Source organism: Blastococcus sp. SYSU DS1024 (assembly GCF_054050795.1).
This window is the reverse complement of sequence record NZ_JBJHAA010000001.1, coordinates 305,498-321,072: the sequence shown is the minus strand read 5'-3', so window position 1 is coordinate 321,072 and position 15,575 is coordinate 305,498. Positions and strand designations below refer to the sequence as shown.

At 76.3% G+C, this 15,575-nt stretch carries 18 protein-coding genes; 5 read left to right on the top strand and 13 right to left on the bottom strand.

Annotation, left to right across the window (positions count from 1 at the left end; all coding sequences use genetic code 11):
- Window position 1: 1 nt before the first annotated feature.
- Both ACI79S_RS01560 and ACI79S_RS01555 read right to left on the bottom strand, forming a co-directional pair.
- On the bottom strand, window positions 2-1,471 hold the full coding sequence (locus ACI79S_RS01560; protein ID WP_456591678.1) for a protein kinase domain-containing protein: 1,470 nt from the start codon (window positions 1,469-1,471) through the stop codon (window positions 2-4).
- Window positions 1,468-3,060 (bottom strand): protein kinase domain-containing protein, encoded by a 1,593-nt coding sequence (locus ACI79S_RS01555; RefSeq protein ID WP_456591677.1) that lies wholly within the window; start codon window positions 3,058-3,060, stop codon window positions 1,468-1,470. Before ACI79S_RS01555 ends, ACI79S_RS01560 begins: the two co-directional genes overlap by 4 nt.
- Before the next feature lie 334 nt (window positions 3,061-3,394).
- Here ACI79S_RS01555 and ACI79S_RS01550 point away from each other — a divergent pair, with 334 nt between their 5' ends.
- The gene (locus ACI79S_RS01550) at window positions 3,395-4,171 is read left to right on the top strand and encodes an enoyl-CoA hydratase-related protein (protein WP_456591676.1); all 777 of its coding nucleotides are present in this window, start codon (window positions 3,395-3,397) and stop codon (window positions 4,169-4,171) included.
- A gap of 89 nt (window positions 4,172-4,260) precedes the next feature.
- Here ACI79S_RS01550 and ACI79S_RS01545 read toward each other — a convergent pair whose 3' ends face one another.
- Window positions 4,261-4,479: a hypothetical protein gene (locus ACI79S_RS01545; protein ID WP_456591675.1), complete on the bottom strand. Its 219-nt coding sequence runs from the start codon at window positions 4,477-4,479 to the stop codon at window positions 4,261-4,263.
- A gap of 99 nt (window positions 4,480-4,578) precedes the next feature.
- Here ACI79S_RS01545 and ACI79S_RS01540 point away from each other — a divergent pair, with 99 nt between their 5' ends.
- On the top strand, window positions 4,579-5,217 hold the full coding sequence (locus ACI79S_RS01540; protein ID WP_456591674.1) for an MBL fold metallo-hydrolase: 639 nt from the start codon (window positions 4,579-4,581) through the stop codon (window positions 5,215-5,217).
- 33 nt (window positions 5,218-5,250) lie between these two features.
- On the opposite strand, the gene ACI79S_RS01535 is transcribed toward ACI79S_RS01540, so the two are convergent.
- From ACI79S_RS01535 to ACI79S_RS01525, 3 genes are all read right to left on the bottom strand, one after another.
- Window positions 5,251-5,523, bottom strand: coding sequence for a GlsB/YeaQ/YmgE family stress response membrane protein (locus tag ACI79S_RS01535; protein WP_347058774.1), 273 nt, complete (start codon window positions 5,521-5,523; stop codon window positions 5,251-5,253).
- A gap of 144 nt (window positions 5,524-5,667) precedes the next feature.
- On the bottom strand, window positions 5,668-6,108 hold the full coding sequence (locus ACI79S_RS01530) for an SRPBCC family protein (protein WP_456591673.1): 441 nt from the start codon (window positions 6,106-6,108) through the stop codon (window positions 5,668-5,670).
- Between the two features lie 31 nt (window positions 6,109-6,139).
- Window positions 6,140-6,877: a GntR family transcriptional regulator gene (locus tag ACI79S_RS01525; RefSeq protein WP_456591672.1), complete on the bottom strand. Its 738-nt coding sequence runs from the start codon at window positions 6,875-6,877 to the stop codon at window positions 6,140-6,142.
- A 153-nt stretch (window positions 6,878-7,030) separates the two neighbouring features.
- Between ACI79S_RS01525 and ACI79S_RS01520 the strand changes: the two genes are divergently transcribed.
- Entirely contained in the window at window positions 7,031-7,603 is a 573-nt protein-coding gene (locus ACI79S_RS01520) for a TetR/AcrR family transcriptional regulator (protein ID WP_456591671.1), read from the top strand.
- A 6-nt stretch (window positions 7,604-7,609) separates the two neighbouring features.
- On the opposite strand, the gene ACI79S_RS01515 is transcribed toward ACI79S_RS01520, so the two are convergent.
- Both ACI79S_RS01515 and ACI79S_RS01510 read right to left on the bottom strand, forming a co-directional pair.
- A complete protein-coding gene (locus ACI79S_RS01515; protein ID WP_456591670.1) occupies window positions 7,610-8,932 on the bottom strand; it encodes a metallophosphoesterase in 1,323 nt (440 codons plus the stop codon).
- 150 nt (window positions 8,933-9,082) lie between these two features.
- Entirely contained in the window at window positions 9,083-9,709 is a 627-nt protein-coding gene (locus tag ACI79S_RS01510; RefSeq protein ID WP_456591669.1) for a CYTH domain-containing protein, read from the bottom strand.
- A gap of 62 nt (window positions 9,710-9,771) precedes the next feature.
- Between ACI79S_RS01510 and ACI79S_RS01505 the strand changes: the two genes are divergently transcribed.
- Window positions 9,772-10,737 carry an endonuclease/exonuclease/phosphatase family protein gene (locus ACI79S_RS01505; protein ID WP_456591668.1) on the top strand — a complete coding sequence of 322 codons (966 nt, stop codon included), beginning with the start codon at window positions 9,772-9,774 and terminating at the stop codon, window positions 10,735-10,737.
- 97 nt (window positions 10,738-10,834) lie between these two features.
- Window positions 10,835-11,605 carry a DUF2382 domain-containing protein gene (locus tag ACI79S_RS01500; RefSeq protein WP_456591667.1) on the top strand — a complete coding sequence of 257 codons (771 nt, stop codon included), beginning with the start codon at window positions 10,835-10,837 and terminating at the stop codon, window positions 11,603-11,605.
- Between the two features lie 12 nt (window positions 11,606-11,617).
- Here the strand turns inward: ACI79S_RS01500 and ACI79S_RS01495 are convergent, their stop codons facing one another.
- The 5 genes from ACI79S_RS01495 to ACI79S_RS01475 are packed head-to-tail and all read right to left on the bottom strand — an operon-like array spanning window position 11,618 to window position 15,491.
- Window positions 11,618-12,403, bottom strand: coding sequence for a nitrilase-related carbon-nitrogen hydrolase (locus ACI79S_RS01495; protein ID WP_456591666.1), 786 nt, complete (start codon window positions 12,401-12,403; stop codon window positions 11,618-11,620).
- A complete protein-coding gene (locus ACI79S_RS01490) occupies window positions 12,400-13,593 on the bottom strand; it encodes a pyridoxal phosphate-dependent aminotransferase (protein WP_456591665.1) in 1,194 nt (397 codons plus the stop codon). Before ACI79S_RS01490 ends, ACI79S_RS01495 begins: the two co-directional genes overlap by 4 nt.
- Before the next feature lie 36 nt (window positions 13,594-13,629).
- On the bottom strand, window positions 13,630-13,845 hold the full coding sequence (locus ACI79S_RS01485; protein ID WP_456591664.1) for an RNA-binding S4 domain-containing protein: 216 nt from the start codon (window positions 13,843-13,845) through the stop codon (window positions 13,630-13,632).
- Window positions 13,846-13,849: 4 nt separating this feature from the next.
- Window positions 13,850-14,572 carry an MOSC domain-containing protein gene (locus ACI79S_RS01480; RefSeq protein ID WP_456591663.1) on the bottom strand — a complete coding sequence of 241 codons (723 nt, stop codon included), beginning with the start codon at window positions 14,570-14,572 and terminating at the stop codon, window positions 13,850-13,852.
- A gap of 1 nt (window position 14,573) precedes the next feature.
- Window positions 14,574-15,491, bottom strand: a complete 918-nt coding sequence (locus tag ACI79S_RS01475) for an aldose 1-epimerase family protein (RefSeq protein ID WP_456591662.1) — start codon at window positions 15,489-15,491, stop codon at window positions 14,574-14,576.
- Window positions 15,492-15,575: the final 84 nt, after the last annotated feature.

Sequence of the window (15,575 nt, the reverse complement as noted above, 5' to 3'; positions counted from 1 at the left end):
GCTAGCCGCGGCCCCGGCCGTTGGCGCCGGGGTTGCCGTTCCCGCCCGCGTTGCCGTTGCCGTTCCCGCCCGCGTTGCCGTTGCCGTTCCCGCCCGCGTTGCCGTTGCCGTTCCCGCCGCCTCCGGCGGGCGCGTCGTCGGCCTCGTCGCCGACCGGCACCGGGGCGGGGACCACCGGGCCAGGGTCGGCGGGCGCCGGGGCGGGCTGCGGCGCGGGGCCCGGCTCGGGTTCCGGCGGTGCGACCGCGTAGGTGACGGTGACGACGGTGCCCGGGGCGACCGCGCCCACCGGCGCGAGGGCCAGCACGTGGTCGGCGGGAACGGCGGCGCTCTCCCGGCCGAGGAGGTCGACGCCGAGGCCCGCGGCGGCCAGCTCCGCCTCCACCTCGGCGACCGGCCGGCCGACGAAGTCGGCGGCGGTGAGCACGACCGGCTCCGCGGCGTCGCTCGTGCCGACGCCGGGATCCGCCGGGGCGTCACCCCACACCTGCAGGGCGGCGATGCCCAGGCCGGCGCCGAGCACCAGCGCGGTCAGGGGGGCGAGGAGGCGCCGCAGCGGCCGTGGTGCGACCCCCGGCGCGGCCAGGGGCCGCGTGCCGGACGGCCGCGCGACCGGCGGCAGCGGCCGGCCGGCCCGCACGTCGTCGACGGCGTCCCGGAAGGCGCCCCCGTCGAGGAACCGCTCGTCCGGGTCCTTCAGCAGCGCACGGTCGATGAGGGTGCGCACCTGGTCGGGGACGTCGGCGGGCAGCGGGGGCGGCTGTTCCCGGAGCTGACGCAGCGCGATCTGCACCGGGTTGTCGCCGTCGAAGGCGCGGTGCCCGGCCAGGCACTCGTACCCGATCATGCCGAGCGCGTAGACGTCGCTGGCCGGGCCGGCCTTGCTGCCACCGGCCTGCTCCGGGGAGAGGTAGTGGGCGGTGCCGACCACCTGTCCGGTCTGGGTGAGCGGCGCGCTGGCCGCGGACCAGGCGATGCCGAAGTCGGTGATCCGCACGATCCCGTCGGTACCGACCAGCACGTTGCCCGGTTTCACGTCCCGGTGCACCAGACCGGCCGCGTGCGCCGCGGCCAGGCCGGCCGCCGCCTGGCGCAGCACGTCGAGCGTGCGGTCGACCCCGAGCCGTCCCTCCCGCGCGAGCACCTGGGCCAGCGACTCGCCCTCGACCAGCTCCATGACGAGGAAGGCCAGCGCCTCGCCGTCGGTTCCGGTGGACTCGCCGTAGTCGAACAGGGCAGCGATGTTGCGGTGGGTCAGCAGGGCGCTGTGCCGGGCCTCCGCGCGGAACCGGGCGAGGAACGTGGGGTCGCCGGTGTACTCGCTGCGCAGCACCTTCACCGCCACGGGCCGGCCGAGGACGACGTCCCGTCCTCGCCAGACCTGACCCATGCCGCCGGTGGCGAGCAGCGAGACCAGTTCGTAGCGGCCACCGAGGAGGCGTGGGGACAGCGGCCGCTGCCGCGGGGTCACGAATCCGGTGCGGGGCTCGTCGGGGTGGCGGTGGGGGACGCGCTCGTCTGGCTGGTCGACGTCGCCGTGGTCGTGGGCGTCGTCGTCGGTGTCGTCGGCGGCGTGCTCGTCTCCTCCGGCTGCCGGGTGGTCGTGGTGGGCGTCGCCGGGAGCGGAGGCGTCGTCGTCGCCGTCGGCGTCGAGGTGCTGGTCGGAGGTGCCGCCGGCTCCGTGCGCGGCGTGCTCGGCGGGACGGCCCGGTCGACGGCGGCGCCGGTCACCACCGGCGCCCGCGGGCCCTCCGGCTGCTCCGGGGCGGTGGCGTACCGCACGACCACCTGGTCACCGGCGCGGAGCGGGCGGCCGGCGGGCTCGACACCGGTCACCCGGCCCGCACGGACGTCGTCGCGCGTCTCGGCCCGGACGGTGACCGTGAGCCCGAGGCCGGCCAGCCGCTCGGCGACCTCACCCACCGGCCGGCCCAGAAAGTCCTCCGAGGCGAGCACGATGCTGCCGGCGATGCGCTCCTCGGCCGCCGCGGCCGTGCTCGGCGAGGTGCCCTGGGTGAGCGTGTGCAGCAGGGTCGCGGTGATGCCCGCGCCGGCCAGCAGCCCGATGAGGGGGAGCAGTACGACCGCCAGCCGGCCGCGCCGCCGCGCCGCCGGCGGGCGGGCGGCCCGCGGGCCGGGGCGCGACCCGGCGTGGCGGGCCGGTGCTGCCCGGTGACGTCGCGGCACCACGCCGACCTCGACCGTGCCCGGGTCCGGCTGCCGACCGGCGCGGACCTGGGCGACGGCGACGGCGAAGCTGGCGCCGTCGGGGAAGCGCGCCCCGGGATCCTTGACCAGCGCCCGGCCGATCAGCGTCCGGAGGCCGGGGGGCAGCGCCCCGGGCAGCGGTTCGGGTTCCTGCTGCACCTGCTTGAGGGCGATGGTGACGGCGTTGTCGCCGTCGAAGGCCGGGTGCCCGGTGAGGCACTCGTAGCCGATGAGGCCGAGGGCGTAGACGTCGCTGGCCGGGGTGGCGTGCCGCCCCTCGGCCTGCTCGGGGGAGAGGTACTGCGGTGTGCCGATGACCTGCCCGGTGCGGGTCAGCGCGACGCTGCGCGCGGACCAGGCGATCCCGAAGTCGGTGATCTTCACCGTCCCGTCGGGGCGGACCAGGATGTTGCCGGGTTTGACGTCACGGTGCACCAGACCCCGCCGGTGCGCCTCGGCCAGCGCCGCCGCGGTCTGCCCCAGCAGAGACAGCGTCGCCTCGGCGTCCAGCGCGCCCTCCCGCCGCAGCAGCGCCGAGAGCGGCTCGCCCTCCACCAGCTCCATCACCAGGTAGGCCAGGGTCTCCCCCGAACCGTCCCGGGCGGTCTCCTCGCCGTAGTCGAAGACGGCGGCGATGTTGGGGTGGTTCAGCGCGGCGGCGTGCTGGGCCTCCGCGCGGAACCGGGCGACGAAGGTGGGGTCCCCGGTGTACTCGCTGCGCAGGACCTTCACGGCGACCGGACGGTGCAGCGCCACGTCGAGACCCCGCCAGACCTGGCCCATCCCGCCGGTGGCGATCAACTGGTGCAGTTCGTAGCGGTCACCCAGGCACCGGCGTCCTGGTTCCACCACGGGGGTCACTCCTCGTCCGTCCGGCCCGTGCGCACGGGCCGTGGCGTCGCCGCACGGGGCCGGCGCGCCGCCCGCGCCTGCCTGTCCGCCCCGCGACCCACCTGACCGTCGCGAAACGGGCACCATCGTCCACCACCCGACCCGGTGCGCCGCGCCCGCCCCTCCCGCACCACCTGTCACGTCGGCGCGCCGGTTGCGTGGCGTGCACGGGGCACCACGGAACCCCCGGCGCCGGTCCGGGGCCGGGGGGCTGCCTCCGCCTGCCCGCGGCCTGGCAAGGTGACCGGCGACAGGGCCGCGCCGCGGCCGACCGCGAACCGGAAGGCGGGCGACGATGTCCGACACCGTGACCCGGGAGGACGCCGACGGCGTCGCCACCCTCACCCTGCTCCGCCCGGGGCTGACCCACGCCTCCCGCCGCGACCTCCTGGCCGCGGTGCAGGACGTCGCGGCGGACGACTCGGTGCGCGCCGTGCTGCTCACCGGCACGGGACGGGCGTTCTGCGTCGGGCAGGACCTCGGGGAGCACCTCGCGGAGATGCAGGGGGGCGCCGAGGCGCCGCTGTCGGTGGTGGAGCGGGAGTACAACCCGCTGGTGCTGGCGCTGGCCGGCCTGCGCGTACCCGTCGTGGTCGGGATCAACGGCGCCTGCGCCGGGGCGGGGCTGGGGCTGGCCCTCGCCGGTGACCTGCGGGTGGCCGCCGCCGGCGCCAAGTTCACCACCGCGTTCACGGGCATCGGGCTGTCCAGCGACTCGGCGCTGGCGGCGCGGCTGGTGCACAGCGTGGGCGGCTCACGCGCCGCGGAGCTGCTGCTGCTGCCGGAGCCGTTCCTGGCCGAGACCGCCGCGCAGTGGGGTCTGGTGCACCGGGTGGTGGCCCCCGAGCAGGTGCTCCCGGAGGCCCAGCAGCTGGCGGCCCGGCTGGCCGCGGGCCCGACCGCCGCCTACCGGGCGGTGAAGACGGTGCTCGCCACGGCCGCGACCGACTCGCTGGAGGAGACGCTGGCCCTGGAGGGGCGGCTGCAGACGCAGGTGGGGCAGTCCGCCGACCACCGCGAGGCCGTCGAGGCGTTCCTGGCCAAGCGCGCGCCCCGGTTCACCGGCCGCTGAGGCCGTTCCGGGAGGGGTGCACCTGCCGCCGGGGGGCGGGTCCGGGCCGGCGGCAGGGCGTCACGGGGTCGCCGTCGCCGGCGACGCGGTCACCGGGCGAGCGCGGCGCAGGTCGGGCAGACGTCGGAGGCCCGCAGCGGCCACTGCTGCTCCGGGGTGACCCGGGCCAGCGAGCCGCAGACGGTGAGCTCGCAGGCGCTGTCGACCTCGGCCGGCGGCCGGTGCAGCTCCACCGCGTGCCACAGCGCAGCGGTGGGGCCGTGCGCGCGGCTGCGGGCGGCGGCGAACGCGGTGGTCTGCAGCATCATGCGAAGGACGTCGGCAGGTCGGCGGGCGCGGGTGACGGGGGCGGGCCGAGCCCTCACCCCGAAGGGTGAGCCGCGGGTGCCGGGTGCAGGATCGGGGTCATGGAGCTCACCAAGTACGGGCACGCCTGCGTGGTCCTCTCCGACGGGGACCGGCGGCTGGTCATCGACCCCGGGGCCTTCACCGACCCGGTGGCCCTCGACGGCGCGACGGCGGTGCTGGTCACGCACGAGCACCCCGACCACTTCGTCGCCGACCGGTTGCGGGCTGCGCTGGAGGCGACCCCGTCGCTCGAGGTGTGGACCAACCGGGCGGTGGCGGCGGCGCTCGAAGGGGCCGGCGACCGCGTGCACGTGGTCGGGGCCGGCGACGCGGTCACGGTCGCCGGGTTCGAGGTGCAGGTGCACGGTGAGCTGCACGCCGAGATCCACCCGGAGCTCCCCCGGGTGGCCAACGTCGGTTTCCTCGTCGACGGGCAGGTCTTCCACCCCGGCGACGCCTTCACCGTGCCGGGGACGCCCGTCCCCACGCTGCTCCTGCCGCTGCACGCGCCCTGGTCGCGCACGGCCGAGGTCATCGACTACCTGCGGGAGGTGCGGGCCGACCAGGCCTACGCCGTGCACGACGGGCTGCTCAACGACACCGGGATCGGCGTGGTGAGCGGGCTGCTCGGGGAGCGGGGTCCGGGGACCCCGACGCCGGTCGCCCGGCTGACCCCCGGGGAGACGGTCGAGGTCTGAGCCCGACCGTCTCCGCCGGGGACGGCGGTCAGGTCAGCGGACGGCGCGGTCGTTGCGCCCGGTGAGCGTGGAGGCCGCCACCACCAGCACCGCCGCCAGGACGATGGAGATGATCCACCGCAGCCAGTCGATGCCGGCGGTGTCCTCCACGCCCAGCAGGCCGCTCACCCAGTACCCCAGGAGCACACCGCCGACGCCGCACAGCAGCGTGAGCCAGATGGGCGTGTTGTCCCGCGTGCTGGGCGCGACGAACTTCCCCAGCAGACCGATGATGAGCCCGGCGATGATCAGTCCGATGATTTCCATGGCAAGCTCCTCGGATCGCTTGACCGGCGGGCACGGTTCCCCCGGCACGGTGCCGAGCGTGCCGCCGGTGCACGACGAGGCTCCGTACCCCGGTCGACCACGACGAAGCGTGATTCCCCCGAACGACCGGCACGGCATCCCCGCTCAGGAGCCTGCGGCCGCCTGAGCCACGTGCGCCGGGACCTTGGCCAGCTCCGCGTCGACCGTCCGCTGCACCAGCCGTCGCACGGCGGTGCGGGTCAGCCGGCGGACCAGCCGGCTGCCGCCGGTGGGCTCGTGACCGATCGTGATCGAGACGCGCGTGCCGCCGGCGGCGGTGTCGGAGAGCTCGATCTCCGTCGTCCACGTCTCCGGGGTGAGCTCCAGGCGGGTGGCCACCCGCCTGCGCGGCTCCCACGCGACGATCTCCCCGCGCGGGGAGCCCTGGCGCGGCGCCGCACCGTCGAGCCGCCCCGGCGAGCAGACGAACGTCGTCCCGACCCCGGGGGCTCCGGCGCCGCCGAGCACGTAGGAGACGTCGCAGACGGCGCAGTAGGGTTCCAGCACCGCCAGCGCGCGCCAGACCTCCGCGCGGCGCTCCGGCACCTCCCGGGTCCCCGTCGCGGTCGTCCGCACGTCAGCGGCCGCCCACGGAGACCTCGAACTCCACCTGGCTGACATCGGGTCGCAGCCGGGAGAAGCTGTGCACCTGGGGGCGCCCCTCGCCGTCCCGCACCGTGGTCCGCACGACCAGCAGCGGGGAGCCGGCGACCACGCCGAGCGCCTCGGCCTCGTCGGGAGCGGCGGTGCCGACGTCCACGACGATGCGGGCGTGCGCCAGGTCGGCCGCGTACTCCCGGCGCAGGTAGTCGTAGAGGGAGCCTTCGCTGAAGTCCGCGTCGACCGCCCCGGGGTACGCGGCAGCCGGCAGGAAGCTGTGCGCGACGTGGTTGGGCGTGCCGTCGACGCTGCGCAGCCGCACCAGCTCCACCACCTCCGACGTCGGCTCCAGCTTCAGCTCGGTCGCCACGGGCGCCGGTACCGGCACGACCCGCTGGACGAGCACCGTCGTGCCGACCTGCGCACCCTGCTCGGTCATGACCGAGTTGAACCCCGCGATGCGGTGCACGAAGCTCTCGCGGTACTCGTGCCGGATGGCCGGGCGGGTCACGTAGGTGCCCCGGCCCTGCTCCCGCACGAGGTGGCCGTCGGCCACGAGCCCGTCGACCGCACGCCGCAGCGTGATGCGGCTGACGCCGTACTCGGCGCAGAGGACCGGCTCGGGCGGCAGCAGCGTGAGCTCGGGCAGCGCGGCGACCCGGCGGCGCAGGTGCTCACGGACCGACAGGTACTTCGGACCTGCTACGGGGCTCACCACGGGACCAAAGGTACTGCCCGAGGAGACGTCTGGTCGTCATGTCGTATGGGACGTCACATCACCCGTGCCGTGCCGCGGGTCACCTGGCCGACCGGGTGGTGCCCGGGACGGCGGCTGGCAGGGACCGCGCGATCGGCCGATGATCATCGCGTGACCGACTCACCCGACTGGCGGAGGCGCAGGTGGGAGGCCACCCACGAGCGCATCTTCGACGCGGCGGTGCGGCTGTTCCAGGCCGAGGGCTTCGACCAGGTGGGGGTCGGCCGCCTGGCCGCCGCCGCGGGTGTCTCGGTGCCCACGTTCTACGCGCACTACCCGAGCAAGGAACACCTCGTCATGCGGCTCATCGCGCCGGAGCAGGTGGCGGCGCTCATCGGCGCCCAGCCGGCCGAGCTGCCCCTCGGGGTGCGCATCCGCCGGGCGGCCATGGAGTCGCTCACCGGGATCGGTGCCGAGGTGCGCGCCCAGCTGCACGCGCGCTGGCAGATCATCGCCGGGAGCCCGTCGCTGCGGCACCGCACCGGAGAGTTCGACCGCATGACGGCCACCATGGTCGCCGAGGCGTGCGCCGACGGCGGTCCGCCCCGGCCGGCCGATCTCGTGGTGGCCAGCGCCTACCTCGCCGCCTACACCACCGGGTTGCTGACCTGGGCCGACAGCGGCGGCGAGCAGGGGCTCGAGGAGTGCATCGAGGCGGCGTTCGACGCCCTCGCCGGTGCCTGACGCCGGTCAGCGGCCCGGAGCGCGGAGCTCCACCACCGTGATCTCCGGACGCGCCCCGACCCGCATCGGCGGACCCCAGTACCCCGCCCCCGAGGTGACGTACAGCTGGGTGTCCCCGTACCGGGACCACCCCTCCACGGAGGGCTGGTCGAGCCGCACGGCGTAGTCGAACGGCCAGAGCTGCCCGCCGTGGGTGTGCCCGGACAGCTGCAGGTCGACGCCGGCCGCGGCCGCCTGCTCCACCATGGCCGGCTGGTGCGCGAGCAGGACCACCGGGGTGCCGTCGTCGCGCCCGTCCAGCGCGGCGTCCAGGTCGGCGCCGTGGCCCGGCACACCCGACGCCGCCGCGATGCGGTCGTCGATCCCGGCCAGGTCGAAGGAGGCGCCGCCCCGGCGGATCGCCACCCGCTCGTTGCGCAGCACGTCCACGCCCAGGGTCGGCAGGTGCCGCATCCAGGCCCGGGTGTCGACGAAGTACTCGTGGTTCCCGGTGACGAAGTAGACGCCCTGCTCGCTGACCAGGTCCGCCAGCGGGGCCACGTCCTCCCGCAGTTCGTCCACGTCGCCGTCGACCAGGTCGCCGACGATGGCCACGACGTCGGGCCGCTGCTCGTTGACCAGCTCCACCACCCGTTCGAACCGCCGGCCGCCGTAGGTGGCCGACAGGTGGCCGTCGGAGAAGGTCACGATCCGCAGCCCGTCCAGCGCCGGGTCCAGCCCCCGCAGGGTGACCGGGACCCGCCGCACCACCGGCGCGGAGTTGGCGAACCAGGCGCCCGTGCCGGCGGTGCCCAGCGCGACCGCGCCGGCGGTCACCGCGAGGCCGCGGGCCAGGAAGAGCCGCCGCCCGATGCCGCCGGCAGGGGCGTCCGCAGGGGCATCGGCGAGCACAACGCCGCCTGCCCGGACGGCACCGCTCTGCCCCTCGCCGTCCTGCCGGACGGCACCGCTCTGCCCCTCGCCGTCCTGCCGGACGGCACCGCGACCCGGTGCCGTCCCCCTGCCGGGCGGAGCCGCTTCGTCGTCCCTGCGGGGCCCGCTCGGGACGAGCATGCCCTCCGTCCGACGTATCCGGAGGTTGCCCACCCAGCGCACGGGTTCCAGGAGGATCAGCGCGAGCACGGAGTAGAGGGCGATGCCGAGCCAGCTGTAGCCGACCCAGCTGAGCGGGGTCGCGGAGTCCCCCGGCAGCACGCCGCGGGAGAGCACCGCCGCCACCGGCAACACCGCCAGGAGGACGGTGAGCAGGGTCAGCCGACGGCGCAGCCGGCCGGGCTCGGTGGTGCCCCGGACCAGCCGGAGCCACAGGTAGGCGTGCAGCAACCCCACGGCCAGCAGGACGACGGTCCCGAAGCCCAGCAGACCGATGAGGGACAGGGCGGACCTCCGGCGGGATCGAGGGGCACGGCGGGACGAGGTCGTCGCGCGCCGGTGCAGAGGATGGACGACGGAGCGCGCCGGTGCGTTCCCGGGGCCGGGTCAGGCGGTGCGGTCGAGCCGGGAGGAGAGCGCGGAGGCCAGCTTCGAGGCCCGCGGGGACGGGCGGGCGCCGGCGGCGACGAGCACGTCGCCCACCGCGGCCAGGACCGGCTCGGCACCGTCGACGAGCTCGACCTCCAGCTCCCGCCAGCGGCGCACCTCGGGCGCGTCACCGGGGGCGGACGCGGGCACCGTCGCCGTGACCGTGTCGTCGGCGAGCTCGGCCAGCACCCGGCCGGTGGCGTCCCGCAGCGCGGTGACCACCCGCCGGGTGCGCATCGTCACGACCGGCGCGGGCACCTCCCCGCCCAGGAGCCCGGCGACCACGTCCAGGAGCTCGGCCGGTGCCACGTCGGTGCCGAGCGCCAGCGGCGCGTGCAGCTCCCGGCGGGCGCCGTCCGCGGGGAGCTTGAGGTGCCAGCCCTCGTCCGGCCCCCCGGTGCGGCGGCGCAGGGTGACCCGGGCGCGCACCAGCCGGAGATCAGGGGTGTCGTGGTAGACCGCCGCCAGCTGGTGGACCACCGGGGGGTCCACGACCGCGACGCCGGGGACCGCGTCCAGGGACGGCGGTGCGAACGCCTCGTCCACGTCGAACTTCCGCTCGATCTCGAGCTGCTCGGCGACCACGGCCCGACCGTAGGGCACCGACCGGGGGGCGGCCCACCGGCGCCCTGGCTAGCGTGACCGCCATGGCCCGGACCGACCCCGATCCCCGGTGGGCCGTCGCGGTCGCCACGCCGTGGGCGGTGTGGGCGGTGCTGCGCCGCACCGGCGCCGAGCGGGGCTTCCCGCTGGTGCCCGCGCTGGCGTTCACCCCCTACGCGGCGGCCGCCGCCGTCGTGCCGCTGGCCGCGGCCGTGCGGGCCCGGTCACGGGCGGGGACCCTGCTCGCCGCGGCGGCGGGCGCCACGCTCGGTGCCGCCGTGCGCTCGCACCGGGGCAGGCCGCCCGCCGGCGCCCCGCCGACGGGGCGGCGGGTGCGCATCGCCACGGTGAGCCTGCGCCGCGGGCTGGTCCCCGCCGAGCCGGTCGTCGAGCTCGTCCGCCGGCACGGGGTCGACGTCCTGGCGGTGCAGGAGCTCACCCCGGAGGCCGAGGGGCGGTTGACCGCCGCCGGGCTGGCGGAGCTGCTGCCGCACGCCCACGTCATCCCTGCCCGGCCGGGCAGCGTCGCCTCGGCGGCCGGTGGCATCTGGAGCCGGTTGCCGGTCGACGGCCGCGGGGCCGTGCCGGGTGGCTTCGAGCAGCCGACGGTGCGGCTGCAGCTCGGCGCCGGGCCCGCGCTCGAGGTCACCGCGGTGCACGCCTTCCCCCCGGCGACGTCACCGGCCGCCGTCCGCGCCTGGACGGCCGACCTCGCCGCCCTGCCGGCGCCCGATCCGGCGGTGCTGCGGGTGCTGGCCGGTGACTTCAACGCCACGCTCGACCACGCGGCGCTGCGCGCAGTCCTGCGCCTGGGTTACCTGCACGCCGCCCGCGCCGTCGGCGTGGGGCACACCTGGACCTGGCGGCCGCTGCGGCTCCCGGCCCCCCGGCTGGGCCTCGACCACGTGCTGGTCGATCCGCGACTCGCCGTCGCCGGCTGCGGCTTCGTCCCGGTCCGGGGCAGCGATCACCGGTCGGTGGTGGTCGACCTGGTGCTGCCGGGCGACTGAGGCCCGGCACAGCCGATGTTCACCGACCCCGCCCGGTGGGCAGCCTTGTACGGCGGGACGCGCGACCGAGCGCGCCGCACGGAGGGGAGCCCGACCCATGTTGAGCGAGCGCGAGGTGTCCGCCGCGATCGGCAGCACCGCCTACGGCGACGGTGGCGACAAGCTGGGCACCGTCGAACACTTCTTCGTCGACGACCGGACCGGTGAGCCGACCTGGGTGGCGGTGACCACCGGCCTGTTCGGCACCCGGCACTCGATCGTGCCCGCCCGCGAGGCCTCCTGGGAGGACGGCCGGCTGCGGCTGCCGGTCACCGCGGAGGCGGTGACGAGCGCCCCGGCCGTCGGCGGCGACCACCTCGACCCGGGGGAGGAGGCCGAGCTGCGGCGCCACTACGGCCTCGACGAGACCCGGGGCGCAGGAACCGGCGGGCGTCACCGGGAGGGCGACGACGCCGCGACCCCGACCGACGGCGCCATGACGCGCAGCGAGGAACGCCTCCGGTTCGACACCGAGCGGGTCGCCATGCGGCGGGTCCGTCTGGTCAAGTACGTCGTCACCGAAGAGGTGCAGGTGACGGTGCCCGTCCGGCGCGAGGAGATCCGCCTGGAGGAGGTGCCGCTGGACGGCGCCGGGGCGACCGGGGACGCGGCTCCCGCCGGGGAGTCTCTGGTGCCCGAGGACACCTCCGCGTCCGGCTTGCCGGACGAGATCGTGCTGCACGCCGAGCGGCCGGTGTTCGACGTCCAGGTGGTCCCCGTGGAGCGGGTGCGGCTGCGCACCGAGGAGGTCGAGGGCGAGGAGACGGTGACCGAGCAGGTGCTGCGCGAGCAGATCACCGTCGACCGGGACGGCACGCCCCGGACCTGACGGCCGCCGGCCTCAGCCGCGCCGGTCGGGGAGGAACCGCAGCCGGTCGCGGGTGGCCGCCACCTCGGCGGCGTCGACGTCGGCCAGCACGAGGGTCTCGGTCCCGGCGGCGGTGGCCAGCAGCTCCCCCATCGGGCTCACGATCCGGCTGTCCCCGGCGTGCTCCGTGCCGTCCCCGGCGGTTCCCACCCGGTTGCACCCCACGACGTAGGCCTGGTTCTCGATGGCCCGGGCCTGCAGCAGCGTCTGCCAGTGCAGGCGCCGGGCGGCCGGCCAGTTGGCCACCACCACGTAGAGGTCAGTCTGCGGCGCCGCGCGCCAGAAGACGTCGGCGAAGCGCAGGTCGTAGCAGACGAACGGGGTGATGCGCAGGCCCCCGATCGCCACGGTGACGGGGCCGTCGCCGGCGCGGAACCGCTCGTGCTCCCCGCCGTGGGTGAACGGGTGCAGCTTGCGGTAGCGGTGGGTCGTCCCGTCCGGGCCGGCCAGGACGAAGGAGTTGTAGGGCAGCTCTGCCTCTCCCCCACCCTGCCCACCGTCCCCCGGCGCGATCTCCGGGCAGCTGCCGCCCACCCACACGCCGTGCTCGGCGGCCTGCGCCGCGAGGAAGCTCGCCGACGGGCCGTCCTCCGGCTCCCCGATGCCCGGCGTCATCGAGAACCCGGTCGAGAACGTCTCGGTGAGCAGCACGAGCTCGGCGCCGGCGGCGGCCGCCCGGGCCACCTGCGGGGCCAGCCGGGCGAAGTTCGCCTCCCGGTCCTCCCAGACGATGTCGTGCTGCACCGCTGCGACCCTCATGCCAGCCTCCTCAACCGCTCGACCGCCTCGCCGAGCACCGCATCGCTCTTGCAGAACGCGAACCGCACCAGGTGCCGACCCAGGGCGGCGTGCTCCGGCGTGTAGAAGACCACGGTGGGGACGGCGACCACGCCCGCACGCTGCGGCAGCGCGCGGCAGAAGGCCAGCCCGTCGCCGTCGGGCTGCACCCCACGGACGTCGACCGTGGCGAAGTAGGTCGCCTGCGGGCTGATCACCGGCAGCCCGGCGTCCCGCAGCCCGGCCACCAGGACGTCGCGCCGGTACTGCAGGTCACGGGCGATGCCGGTGAAGTACGCCTCCGGCAGCCGCAGCCCGGCGGCCACCGCCGGCTGGAACGGGCCGCCGTTGACGTAGGTGAGGAACTGCTTGGCGGTGCGGACGGCGGCCACCAGTGGCGCCGGTCCGCACACCCAGCCGACCTTCCAGCCGGTCACGTTGAACGTCTTGCCCGCGCTGGAGACGACCAGCGTGCGCTCGCGCATCCCGGGCAGCGTGGCGAGCGAGACGTGCCGGGCACCGTCGAAGACCAGATGCTCGTAGACCTCGTCGGTGACCACCGTGAGGTCGTGGGTCGTGGCGAGCTCGGCCAGCACCGCCAGTTCGGCCGCGGTGAGCACCGTGCCGGTCGGGTTGTGCGGGGAGTTGACCAGCAGCAGCCGGGTGCGCGGGGTGATCGCGGCGCGCAGCTCGGCCTCGTCGAAGGTCCACGGCCCGGCGCCGTCCTCCGGCGGGTGCAGCGGCACCGGGCGCACCACGCCGCCGGCCATGGCGACCGAGGCGCTGTAGCTGTCGTAGATCGGCTCGAACAGCACCACCTCGTCGCCGGGCTCCAGCAGGGCGAGCATCGCCGCCGCCAGCGCCTCGGTCGCGCCGGCGGTGACCAGCACCTCGGTGTCGGGGTCGTAGGCCGGGTGCGCGGGGGAGTCGGAGCACCGCTGCCGGTGCTCGGCGACGGCGGCCCGCAGCTCGGGGATGCCGGGGCCGGGCGGGTACTGGTCGGCGCCGGTGCCGATGGCGGCGCGGGCGACGTCCAGCACCTCCGCCGGGCCGGGGTAGTCGGGGAAGCCCTGCCCGAGGTTGATCGACCCGGTCGCGACGGCGAGCGCGCTCATCTCGGCGAAGATCGTCGTCCCGAAACCGCGCAGGCGGGACGCGAGCGGTGCGGTCATGCGGCTCCCTCCCCGGTCGGTTCCACGTGGAACCGGTCAGCTGATCCGGACGTCCTCGTGGCCCTCGATCGCCACCACGTCGCCGGAGCGCAGCTGCCGGCCGCGGCGCTCCTCCGGCTCGCCGTTCACCGTCACCGCGCCCGAGAGCAGCACGTCCTTGACCTGGGCGCCGGTGGGGACGGCGTCGACCAGCTTGAGCAGCTGGCCGAGCCGGATGCTGTCCTCGCCGGGACGCAGGTCGACGGTGCGCACGCGCTCAGTGTGCCGCGCCGCGGAGCTCGTCCCCGACCCGGACCCGCCCGGGGGTGAGGACGGCGGCCCGCACGGCGAGCAGTCCGTCCCGCTCGCGGTGCACCGCCTTCAGCACGGAGGTGTCGCGGGCGATCCCGCCCGGCTGCGGCCGGGTGGTCATCACGCAGCGCGGGATGCCGGTGCCGAACCGCAGCCGCGCGGTGCCCAGGTCGGCCTCCGTGCCGCGCAGCGCGTCCTCCCCGGCGCCGTCCAGGACGACGTTGGCCCGGAACCGGCGGCGCTCCCAGGTGCCCAGCGTGCCGGTGGAGACCAGGGAGAGCCGGATGCGGGGGCTGTCGTGGAACGGGCCGGGGGCACCCTCCCACTGCCGCCACTCGTTCGGATCGGGCTCGTCGTCGCCCACGGCCGACTCGTAGGTCGGGACGGCGTCGTCGTCCCCGGCCGCCCGGAGCTCCACCCGCCGGCCGAGCCAGTCCGAGAGCACGGCCTCGTCGGTGGTGACCGTGCCGTTCGGGAGCACCACCTCGACCCCGCCGTCCGGGCGCACGCGGGCCGCACCGAACAGCAGGTCGGGCACCCGGCGGGCGGTCAGCCCGAAGCCGGTGTCGCGGTCGAACAGCGCCCAGCGCCGGTCGCCGCTGATGCCGAGCGGGCCGAGCTCCGCCTCGGCCAGCCGCTCGCCCTGCAGCGACTTCACCGGGTAGCGCCAGAGCTCCGCGACGCGCATCTCAGCCCGCCGGCGTCCAGGCGAGCGCCCAGCTGCCGGTCCACTCGGCGCCCGGCTCGAGCACGTGCAGGTCGACGTCGTCGGCGAGCGCGTTCGGCGGGCAGGTCATCGGCTCGACGGCGAGGCTGCGCCGCCACTGGCCCTCGGGCAGGGTGTCGCCGCTGTAGACCTGCAGCCACGGCCAGGCGGCGTCGGCCGAGAGCACCAGCTCCCCCGCGCCGCCGCGCAGCCGGACGTGCCACCACCCCTGGTCGTCCCGGTCGAGGTCGGTGAGCGGGACGTCGAGCGCGCGGTCGCCGATCCGGCCGACGGCGCCGTCGAACGGCCGCCGCTCCCCCGTGGGCAGGCCGCCGTCCAGCACCAGCTCCGTGCGGCCCGGGAGCGCCAGCTCCGCGTCGCCGATGCCGCCGTCCTCGCTGGCCCCGACGGAGAGGTAGGGGTGGAAACCGGCCCCGAACGGCGCCGGCCGGTCGCCGGTGTTGCGGACGTGGAGCGTGCAGGTGAGCCGGTCGGCGGTGAGGGCGTGGTCCACCGCGACGGCGAGGCGGAACGGGTAGCCGGGGTGCGGCTCCACCGTCGTCCCGACCGTGACGGACCCGTCCGCCTCCGCCAGCACCGTCCACGGCTGCCAGGCCACCAGCCCGTGGATCGCGTGCGGCTCGTCGGGGGAACGGACGTCGAGCTGGAGCTCCTCGCCCTGCCAGCTCCACCGGCCGTGCCGGAGCCGGTTCGGCCACGGCACGAGGGTCGCGCCGCGCCAGCCGGGCAGCACCTGACCGGCCGGGTACCCGTCGAGGACGTCCCAGCCACCGACCGTCAGCCGGCGCAGGGTGCCGCCGCGGAGGTCGACGGCGAGGGTCGCGTCGCCGGCGGTGAGCTGCACCTCGGTGCGGTCGCTGGGGGGCCAGGTGTCGGGCATGCGCTCAGCTCACCACATCGCCGCCCCGCTGCCCCGGCGAGATCTGCACACCCGCCCCCATCAGGCCGTCGACGGCGGCCGGTG